The 9,491-nt window shown below is 73.6% G+C and carries 8 protein-coding genes; 7 read left to right on the top strand and 1 reads right to left on the bottom strand.

Going from position 1 to position 9,491, the window contains the following annotated elements; genetic code table 11:
* The 7 genes from AOK22_RS27590 to AOK22_RS27560 form a co-directional block, all read left to right on the top strand.
* Positions 1–1,236 (top strand): beta-N-acetylhexosaminidase (locus AOK22_RS27590; protein WP_055701428.1); only part of this gene is annotated, 1,236 nt, incomplete at its 5' end.
* Positions 1,237–1,311: 75 nt separating this feature from the next.
* Positions 1,312–2,049 (top strand): DUF4328 domain-containing protein, encoded by a 738-nt coding sequence (locus tag AOK22_RS27585; RefSeq protein ID WP_055701427.1) that lies wholly within the window; start codon positions 1,312–1,314, stop codon positions 2,047–2,049.
* A gap of 85 nt (positions 2,050–2,134) precedes the next feature.
* The gene (locus AOK22_RS27580) at positions 2,135–2,641 is read left to right on the top strand and encodes a hypothetical protein (RefSeq protein WP_055701426.1); all 507 of its coding nucleotides are present in this window, start codon (positions 2,135–2,137) and stop codon (positions 2,639–2,641) included.
* A gap of 115 nt (positions 2,642–2,756) precedes the next feature.
* On the top strand, positions 2,757–3,368 hold the full coding sequence (locus tag AOK22_RS27575; RefSeq protein WP_055701425.1) for a hypothetical protein: 612 nt from the start codon (positions 2,757–2,759) through the stop codon (positions 3,366–3,368).
* 32 nt (positions 3,369–3,400) lie between these two features.
* The gene (locus AOK22_RS27570; RefSeq protein WP_157872299.1) at positions 3,401–4,129 is read left to right on the top strand and encodes an SMI1/KNR4 family protein; all 729 of its coding nucleotides are present in this window, start codon (positions 3,401–3,403) and stop codon (positions 4,127–4,129) included.
* 159 nt (positions 4,130–4,288) lie between these two features.
* A complete protein-coding gene (locus AOK22_RS27565; protein ID WP_055701423.1) occupies positions 4,289–6,499 on the top strand; it encodes a hypothetical protein in 2,211 nt (736 codons plus the stop codon).
* Between the two features lie 40 nt (positions 6,500–6,539).
* Positions 6,540–8,135 carry an amino acid ABC transporter substrate-binding protein gene (locus AOK22_RS27560; protein ID WP_244165041.1) on the top strand — a complete coding sequence of 532 codons (1,596 nt, stop codon included), beginning with the start codon at positions 6,540–6,542 and terminating at the stop codon, positions 8,133–8,135.
* Between the two features lie 51 nt (positions 8,136–8,186).
* On the opposite strand, the gene AOK22_RS27555 is transcribed toward AOK22_RS27560, so the two are convergent.
* Positions 8,187–9,491: FG-GAP-like repeat-containing protein (locus AOK22_RS27555; RefSeq protein WP_208606452.1), on the bottom strand; the 1,305-nt coding region annotated here is incomplete at its 5' end.

Raw genomic sequence — 9,491 nt, 5'->3', positions numbered from 1 at the left:
GACGCGGACGGGGGAGCGGGCGACGGCGGGGGCGCGGGACCGGAGTCGTACACGCTGACCGTGCGGGATCAGAAGGTGCGGATCGCCGCGCCCGCCGCGGCCGGCGTGTTCTACGGGACCCGTACCCTCAAGCAGGAGGTCAGCGGCGGCCGAACCGCCCCCGAGGGCGTCGTGAAGGACCGGCCCGCCAAGCCGCGGCGCGGATTCATGCTCGACATCGCCCGCAAGCACTTCGACGTGGCGTGGATCGAGGACCGCGTCCGCGAGCTCGGCGACCTGAAGTACAACCAGCTGGGCCTGCACTTCTCCGACGACCAGGCCTTCCGCATCGCGTCGGACTCGCACCCCGAGATCGTCTCCACGGACCACCTCACCAAGGACCAGGTCCGCCGCATCGTGAAACTGGCCGAAAGCCGTCACATCACGGTCGTCCCGGAGATCGACTCGCCGGGACATCTGGGCGCGGTCATCCGCCAGCACCCCTCGCTCCAGCTCCGCGACGCCCGCGGGATCGCCCAGCGCGGCGCCGTCGACATCTCCAAGCCGGGCGCGGCGGAGATCGTCGACGATCTGCTCAAGGAGTACGCCGAGCTGTTCCCCGGCGCCTACTGGCACCTCGGCGCGGACGAGTACCGCGCCCTCACGGTCAAGGACCCCGAGGCCTCCTACCCGCAGCTGGCCGCCGCCGCCCGCGAGCGCTACGGCGCCGACGGGCGCGTGCAGGACCTGGCGACGGGCTGGCTCAACGACCGGGCCGACACCGTGCGCCCGTTCGAGAAGAAGCTGAAGGCCTGGAACGACGGGTTCTTCCGGGGCGGCACCGAGCAGGCCGCCGACGACCTCGAAGTGGCGTACTGGACGGGCAAGGAGATCGGTGCGCGCGAGCCCGCCGAGTATCTGCGGGCGGGCCGCAGCCTCGTCAACTACAACGACGAGTACCTCTACTACGTGCTCGGGCAGCCCAACACCTTCCGCTATCCGACCGGACAGCGGATCTACGAGAGCTGGACCCCGCTGGTGCTGCGCGGCACCGAGCCGGTGAGCGAGAAGTACGACGACCAGATCCTCGGGGCCACGTTCGCGGTGTGGTGCGACCTGGCGGGCTCGCAGACCCAGGAGCAGGTGGCGCGGGGCATCCGGATGCCGTTGCGGGCCATGGCACAAAAGGTGTGGGACCCCCGCAAACCCGCTCTGTCCTGGAACGACTTCGTGAAACTCGCTGATACGGTCCCGTAGCCGCCGTCGGCGCCCTGGGGAGGGACGCGGGCGGTTCTCAACCGCTCGTGAACCACCCGTGGGGGTCGCTCGACCATGCAGTACCAGCCCTTTCCGCCGCGGCAACCCCATGCGCCGGCGGGACCGCCCGCCTGGCTGCGCTCGCCCGTCGGGCTGAGCCGGGCGGTCATGGTGCTGCTCGGCGTCATGATCGCCGTCGACCTCTACTCGCTGTGGGCGGGCACCGTCATGCGGGGCGTGACGAGTGACCTGATCTCGGGGAACTACGGGGCGGACGTGGAGCGGGACGCCGAGCGCGCCGACTCGCTGTACAGCGCCTCCGGCGGGCTGCAGCTGATGGCGCTGATCGCGACCGCCGTCGTCTTCATCGTGTGGTTCCACCGCGTGCGCGTGAACGCCGAGGTGTTCGCGCCGGACGAGCACCGGATGCGGCGCGGCTGGGCGGTCTGGGGCTGGCTCGTGCCGATCGTGAACCTCTGGTTCCCGCGGCGGATCGCCCTGGACGTCTGGCACGCGAGCGAGGCGCGCCGCCCCGTGACGGAGGACTCGCCCGGCCTGCTCAACGCCTGGTGGTCGCTGTGGGTGGCGGATCTCCTCGTCGGGCGGTGGGCCAGCAGGACGTACCTGAGGGCCGAGGACCCCGAGGAGATCAAGTCGGCCGTCGCGAACATGATGATCGCGGACGTCCTCGACATCGTGGCCGCGGTCCTCGCCGTCGTCTTCGTGCACCGCCTCACGCGGATGCAGGACCTCAGGGCCAGGTCGGGCCCGTCCCCGCTGCCGCCGGTTCCGGGGCCCGTCCCGGCCCCGTGATTTCCGCTTTCTGGTGGCGAACTCGCGTACGTCTGTGGTGTATTCGGCCCCAGAACGCAGTATGGGCACAACGGGGGGACGTGGCATGGGCTACTGGGGGTACTACATCGTCGGCAGGAGCGAGCGGCCGCTCGCGGAGCTCGCCGCGGTGGCGGGCGTGCGGGACGAGCTGACCCTCCTCGAACAGCGGGCCGACGGCTGGCAGGTGTGGGAGGTGCCGGGCGGCGACGGCACGCGTGACGTCGGGAACATGAACACGCTGGCCCAGGAGTCGGGCGCGCCCGCGCTCTTCGGGTACGTGATGGACAGCGACTGCGTGGTCGTCGAGGCGGCGGCGCCCGAGAGCGGGGCGTGGACCACGTGTCTGGCGCGGCGCGCGATGGCCGGGTACCTCGGCGACGCGGAGCTGACCGTGGAGGACTACTTCCTGGAGCCGCGCGACGCCGCCGAGCGGGCGGTCGCCTGGGCCGCGGAGTCGGGCAGGACGGTGCGGACGGCGCCGCTGCTCGACGTGCTCAACGCGGACGCCGAGCCGTCGGCCGAGCAGCTCTTCTTCCGCTTCCTCGACCGGCTGGGCGTCCTGCCGCAGTGAGGCCGGCGCGCCCGTCGCGCCCGTCGCGGAGGCCGCGCCGGTGACCGCAGTGACGTTCCTGCCGCCCCGCACGCAGTAAGGGGCAGTGCCGGGTCCGTGACGGGAGACGTACAGCATGAGCCTCGTGGAGCTGATCGCGCAGGCCGATGAGAGAGGCCTGGCGGCCAGCGGTCTCGCCTGCCTGGACCGGTGTGTGCCGGTGCTCGGCGGCGACGACGACCTGCTGCGCCCGCTGTGGGCGAGCCTCGCGGAGGGCGGGGACTGGGGCGGCCCGCTGGCCGAGGCGCGCACGGCGCTCGGTGCCGCGTCCGCCCCGGCGGGTGAACCGGCCGTCCCCGGCTCCTCCGGGGCCGCCGCCGCGCTGGCCCGGCGCATGCTCGACGCGGTGCCGGCGGCGTACGCGGGCGCCGGGGTGCGGGAGTGGGCCGACGGCTGCTCGGTCGCCGCGCTCCAGGTCCACCGGCTCCTGGACACCGCGCCCGGCGACGGCGACGGCTCGGTGACGGCGCGCCGCGAGGGCCGCACGGACGGCATGACCCCGCTGGTCGCCGCCGAACTCCGCCGCCAGGTGCGGATCCTGGAACTCCTCGCCGACAAGGGCGCGGCCCCGACGGGTGCCCTGCGCCAGGCCCTGGACGTCTCGACGGAGGGCCGCAGGGTGCTGCGGGCGGTGGTGTCGCGGAGGGCGCGGGGGCACGGGCAGGGCCAGGGCCAGGGGCAGGACTGACGGGGAGGTCTCCTGTGGTGCGGTTCGGTGGGGTGACCGAGAGGGAGAGGCTCGTCGTGGTGACCGGGAGGGAGCGGTTCGAGGGGGTGACGGGGCCGGAGGCGCCTGCCGTGGTGGCGGGGCGAGACGGGTCCGCCGCGGTGACGGAGTCGGACGGGTCCGCCGCGGTGACGGAGTCCGCGCGGCTCGCCGTGCTGACCGAGCTGGAGAGGCTCACCTCCCTGCTCCCGCCACCCGGCAGGCCGTCAGCCGTCGTGTGGGAGGGGGTCGTCGCGTCGTGGGGCAGCCGATTACCCGCCGACTACGCCGCCTTCATGGACCTGTACGGGCCCGGGACGATCGAGGACTGCCTCGTCGTCGAGGGACCCGAGGCGTGGCACGAGCGGCTCGGGGACGGGATGTCGGCGGAGTCGCGGACGGCCCGTCTCACCTGGGACAAGGAGCCCGAGGGGCGCTTCGCGACGGCCGTGCCGCCGCGGCTCGTCGCCTGGGGCGTCTCCGACAGCGCGGACATCCTGTGCTGGGACGCGGCGTCGGGCACGCCCGAGGAATGGCCGGTCGTCGTCTGGAACCGGCACGACGGATGCTGGACCCGGTTCGCCTGCGGCATGGTCCAGTTCCTGGCCGACCTGATCGAGGGGCGGGTGGAACCGGTGCCTCCGGGGCTGGAATCGCTCGACGGCATGCAGATCGCCAGGATGATCCCGCAGGACGAGCTGCGCCGGACGTGGGCCGCGGGCATCGACCCCTGGGCGGGATGACGTCGGCCCGTCCGCTGCCAAGGGCGCCGAAGGGCCCGTCCGCACGCGAGAACCGGCCGAATGTCAGCGGCATGTGGAAACTCTCCCCAAAGCCTGGGGCGCCTGGCTAACCTGACGAGCCATCATTCGCGATCGGCCGCCCCGGCCACGGAGAGGCCCGTGCCTGATGAACTCGGATTCGGCGAGCTGCTGGACGACGGCGGTCTGATCGCCCGGCTGCTCGGCAGGACCGCGGCCGGGCGCAAGCGGGACCTGCTCTACGGCGACGACCTGCCCGTGGTGCTGCTCGTCGGCGGGCCCGGCACGGGCAAGGGGCGGCTGCTGCGGTGCGTACGGCAGCGGTTCGGGCCGCGCGTGCCCACCGCGTACGTCGACTGCGCCCTGACCGACTGCCGGGAGCAGGCCGAGGAGCAGCCCAGGAGCCGGTCCGAGGTGACCGAGGTGCTGCGCAAGATCGCGCTGCAGTACGGGGACTGGGGCGGCGACGGCGGCGGGATCGCCGTACCCCGGCTGTACGCGGGGCTCGCGGCCGTCGCCGCGAGCGACCGGCTCGCCGGCGCGGCGCCCCTGGTCGACGAGGTGGGCCGCCTCGACGGGATCCTGCCGCCCGGCTCCTTCTGGCGCGGGGTGCTGAAGGGGACGGCCAAGAACTATCTGGGCTACCTGGCGGGGCTGGTCAGCAGCCCCCTGGTCGGGCCCTTCCTCAACGCGCTGCTCGACGGTCTCCTCGCCCGCGCGTCCGCGGAGGGCAGGGCCGCCCTCGCCGCCTGCTACGGCGAGTACCCGGGCGCCGGGGGCCAGCCGCTGGCCGGACTGCGGGCGCTGGGCGACGACTTCCAGCAGGGCGGGGAGGCCCGGCGGATCGCCGAGGGGTTCCTCTTCCGCGCGCTGCGGCAGGACATCGACGCCGCCTACCACTCCGTGCGCGGACGCATGTCGCGCGTGGGGCGGCCCGCCCTGCTCCTGGACCACGCGGACGGCGCACTCGGCCGACGGCTGGTCAAGCCGGCGCTGGAGGACCGCGAGCGCGGCCACCACGACCGGCTCGTGATCCTCGCGACCGCCCGGCGCGAGGACGGCGGCCGCTTCCTGCACCGGGCGGGCAGCAGCCACGAGGGCATGGCGAGCTGGCGGTCCTTCATGGGGACGCTGCCCGCGTGGAGCCGTCCGCCGGGCGGTGTGCCCGACCACGCGCCGCTGTGGCGCGGCGTGCTCCTCGTCCGTATGCCCGTGCTCACCCGCGACCAGCAGAAGGACGAGCTCAGCCGGCTGCGGGGCGGCCACGAACGGCAGGACAACGCGGTCCGGCTGCGCGTCCACAGCGGCGTGCACCGGCTGAGCGGGGGCCGCCCGCGCTTCGTGACCCGGCTCGGCGAGGCCACCGCCGCGGCGACGTTCCCCACCCCCGAGGAGTGCACCGACTGGGCCATCCTCGACGCCCGCGTGCCCGGAGGAGAGGACGACGCGGGACGCCCCGTGGCCGACCGGCCCGTCGCCGACGTACTCGTCGACGAGCTCATCGACCGCGAGCGCCCCGAGGAACTGCCGCCCGAGCACCGCGGCCACTGGCTCGACCTGCTCACGCACCTCTCGGTGGCGCACGACGTGGAGTGCGCCCAGACCCTGGTGCGCGCCGTCCAGGAGGGCCGCACCGAGCGGCTCAACGCCTACCGCATCGCCGAACTCCTGGAGGACACCGGCTGGCCCCGCTGCCCCCGGCACTTCGTCGGCGACCTCGGCCTGCGCCGGCTCCTGACGCGGCGCCTGTACCGGATGCGCGCCGGCGGCGCGGCCTGGCACGCCGACCACGCGCTGCTGCAGGGCCACTACCGCGACCTGGGCGACGGCCACGCCGACGCCCTGTTCGGCACCGCGGCGGCCCACCGCATGCACCACCTCCTGGCCTCCGACGGCGCCGACCTCGTCGCGCGGTACCTGTCCGGCACCTTCCTCACCCGGCCCATCGCCGACTGGTGCGCGGAACTCCTCGCCGTCGCGGACGCCGCGCTGATCGGGGCGGACGACGACCGGTACGCCCGCGCGCTCGGCGAGCGGCAGGTGCGCGGCGACACCCGGCTGCGTCAGATCGACCGGCTGCTGCACGCGGTGTGGCTCACCGAGGACCGGACGCAGCCGCTGGACGAGGCCGTGCCCGGGATGCTGCGCGGCCCCCTGCGCGAGCTGAGCGAGGAGCTGTCGAAGATCGCCGACGAGGCGGTGCGCGACCAGGGCCCCGAGGGCGCCGACGTGGCCAGGGCGGCCGACGGGGCGGCGCTGCTCATCCGCATGGCCCGCGACTGGGGCGACCGGGCCGAGGACAAGCAGCCGCTCCAGCGGTGCGTGTGCACGGAGCACATCGGGTTCGGCTGACCGGGCGGGACGAGGGCTCACGGCAGAGGGAGGGGCAGCGTTGAGACAGTTCGGGAACTGGCTGTACAACACGTTCTGGGCCAACTGGATGCGCAGGGGCGCCACGCTCCTCGGCCTCGCGGCCGCGGGCGTGCTCCTGTGGGTGTTCCTGCCGCCCATCGGCGAACCGGACAGCTGCGCCCGCGGCGTCGAGAAGCACGGCGGCGAGTGCATCGGCGTCAACGGCACCGGCTACGACTTCGGCACGCCCGAGATCGCCGCCGTCGCCCGCGCCATCGCCAAGGAGAACGAGGAGTTCGTCGGCGACAAACCGCACGTGACCGTCGCGATGATGCTGCCGCTCCAGCCCGACATCGCCGCCGAACGCGCGCAGCTGCGCAGCGAGATCCAGGGCGCCTACCTCGCGCAGTACCGCGCCAACCGCGAGGAGAACACCCCGCTGCTGCGCCTGGTCCTCGCCAACCCCGGTGACGCGTACGGCCAACAGGCCCGGGTCGTCGACCAGTTGGGGGACATGGCGGCCGACAAGCGGGACAACCTCCGCGCCGTCACGGGCTTCAACCTCAGCCTGGACGCGACCGAGCAGGCCATCACGCGCCTGACCAACGACCTGCACATCCCCGTCCTCGCCAGCCGTGTCAGCGCGGACGACTTCGCCAACCCGGAGAAGAGCACGGGCAAGGACCCCTTCCCGGGCCTCGCGCGCATCATCCCGACCAACCGCCAGCAGGCGGACGCGCTCGCCAGTTTCCACCGCGGCCTCAAGGACGAGGACACCGTCCTGGTCAAGGACACCCGCCCGCACGACATCTACAACGACTCGCTCGCCAAGGCGTTCGGCCGCGACGAGAAGGGCCCACCGGGGCCCAAGGACCAGCCGTTCAGGTCCCCTTCGATCACCGACCCGGGCGAGACGGGCAACGACTTCACGCTCATCGCCCAGAACATCTGCCAGTCCTCGGCCCGTTACGTCTACTTCGCCGGACGCCCCGTCCATCTGCGGCTCTTCGCGCTGAAACTGGCCGACGTGCAGTGCAGCGGCAAGAAGTACACGATCGTCAGCGGCTCGGGATCGGCCACGCTCGAACGGTACTTGAGCGACGACGACTGGGCGAAGCTGCGCGGCGGCGGCAAGGAGCCCGCCATCACGGTGCAGTACGCGGCCCCCGGCCACCCGCAGGCCTGGAACAAGGAGCTGAGCGGCAAGGACACCGCCAAGGCGCGCCCGGCCCACTTCACCGAACCCCAGGAGGAGATGGACAAACTGCGCGCGCTGATCGAGAAGAGGACCGCCGGGGACATCGGGCCGGTCCGCCTGGAGGACTCCCGCACCATGCTGGTGCACGACGGCGTGCGCACCGTCGCCCGCGCCGTCGTGCTCTCCAACGCCCGGACCAAGGGCACGGTGCCGCCCCTGAACCGGGTCTCCGACATGTGGCAGCGCCTCGAAGCGGTCAACCGCGTGCGCGGGACCAGCGGCTGGATCTGTCTGACCAACGCGGGGAACGCCTACGACAAGCCGGTGGCCGTGGTCCAGCTGAACCCGCGCATCAAGAAACTGGAGTTCGTCGGCATCGGCTGGCCCCTGGGCAGGCCGCAGCCGCAGGACTGCCGGGTGCCCAGCGGGGCGGGCTGAGCGGCCCGCCCCGCCGAGAAGGCCGATCGGGTGATCAGCCGCCGCCGTCGGTCACGGCGTCAGCGTCCGCCCCAGGTGCGCCCCGGCCGGAGTGCCGAGCAGCGTACGTCCGTAGGAGACGCCGCTCGACCCGGGCACCCCCGAACTCCCGCTGTCCAGCTGGAGGATGGTGCCGTCGCCCGCGTCCTCGCCGTCGACGCCGATGGCCAGGTCCGCGCGGCCGAAGCCCGACAGGTCGGCCAGCGTCACCGAGGAGCCGAGGCGGTCGCCGGACTCCGTGGAGCCGGGGACACCGGGCTCGTCCTGCGAGAACGCCTTCGCGCCCGTGCCGGTGAGGCCGGACGAGGAGCCCTTCAGGAGGAGGGACGTGCCCGCGTCCGCGCGGTTCGAGGTGCGGGTGATGTCCTCGCCGGGGGCACCGGTGAGGACGTCCGCGTAGCCGTCGGCGTTGTAGTCGCCCGCCGCGACCGACCAGCCCATCGCGTCGCCCGCCTCGGCGGCGCCGGGCACGCCGGACGTCGCCTGGTGGACGGTCTTCATGCCGGTCGTCGTGAAGCCCGTCGACGTGCCGGGGACCACCGTCACCTGACCGCCCGCGTGCGCGCCGGACTCGGCGGTGTACGGCTGGCCGATGACCAGGTCGTCGTAGCCGTTGCCGTTGACGTCGCCCACGGCGACCGAGCGGCCGCCCGGCACGGACAGGACCCCGACCCGGCTCAGCCCGGAGCGGCCGCCCCGGAACCACGCGACCTTGCCCTTGCCGGCCTGGTCGCGGTAGGCGAGCGCCACGTCCGCGTAGCCGTCGCGGTTGAAGTCGCCGGACGCGGCGTCCGCGTACGCGATGGCGGTGTCGCCCGAGGTGAGGCTGCCGCCCGACTCGTGCTCGGCGTCCAGGCGCGCGGCCCACGAGCCGCCCGTGCCGGTCGCCGCGGCGAACACGTCCGCCTTGCCGTCCGCGTTGAAGTCGCCGGACGCGACCGCGGCGCCGAACCGCGCGCCGGGGTAGTGGAAGTCGTCCGAGAGCTGCATGTCCGTGCCGGAGGTGAACTTCGGCCCGTACAGCATGGTGACCGCGCCGCGGTCCTTGTGGCCCGACGCGTCGTCCTCGCCCGGCGCGCCGATGACGAGGTCGGCGTACCCGTCGGCGTTCAGGTCGCCCCACGCGGTCGCCGCGCCCCAGTCGTCGCCGGTCTCCGAGGCGCCGGGGACGCCCTCGCTCGCCTGCGTGAGCGAGATCCGCGAGGCGCCGACCGGGCCGTCGAGGCCGCCGGGGACCACGGTGACGCGGCCCCGGTTCGACGAGGCCTGCGGGGTGCCGGCGATCAGGTCCGTGATGCCGTCGCGGTTGAAGTCGCC

The sequence above is a fragment of the Streptomyces silaceus genome (genome assembly GCF_001419745.1).
GTDB lineage: Bacteria > Actinomycetota > Actinomycetes > Streptomycetales > Streptomycetaceae > Streptomyces > Streptomyces silaceus.
This window is presented reverse-complemented; position numbering and strand designations above follow the sequence as displayed.

What these genes read in the sequence shown, in the direction of transcription:
- AOK22_RS27585 (WP_055701427.1), top strand. Translation starts at nt 1,312, where the DNA reads ATGCAGTACCAGCCCTTTCCGCCGCGGCAACCCCATGCGCCGGCGGGA.
- AOK22_RS27580 (WP_055701426.1), top strand. Translation starts at nt 2,135, where the DNA reads ATGGGCTACTGGGGGTACTACATCGTCGGCAGGAGCGAGCGGCCGCTC.
- AOK22_RS27575 (WP_055701425.1), top strand. Translation starts at nt 2,757, where the DNA reads ATGAGCCTCGTGGAGCTGATCGCGCAGGCCGATGAGAGAGGCCTGGCG.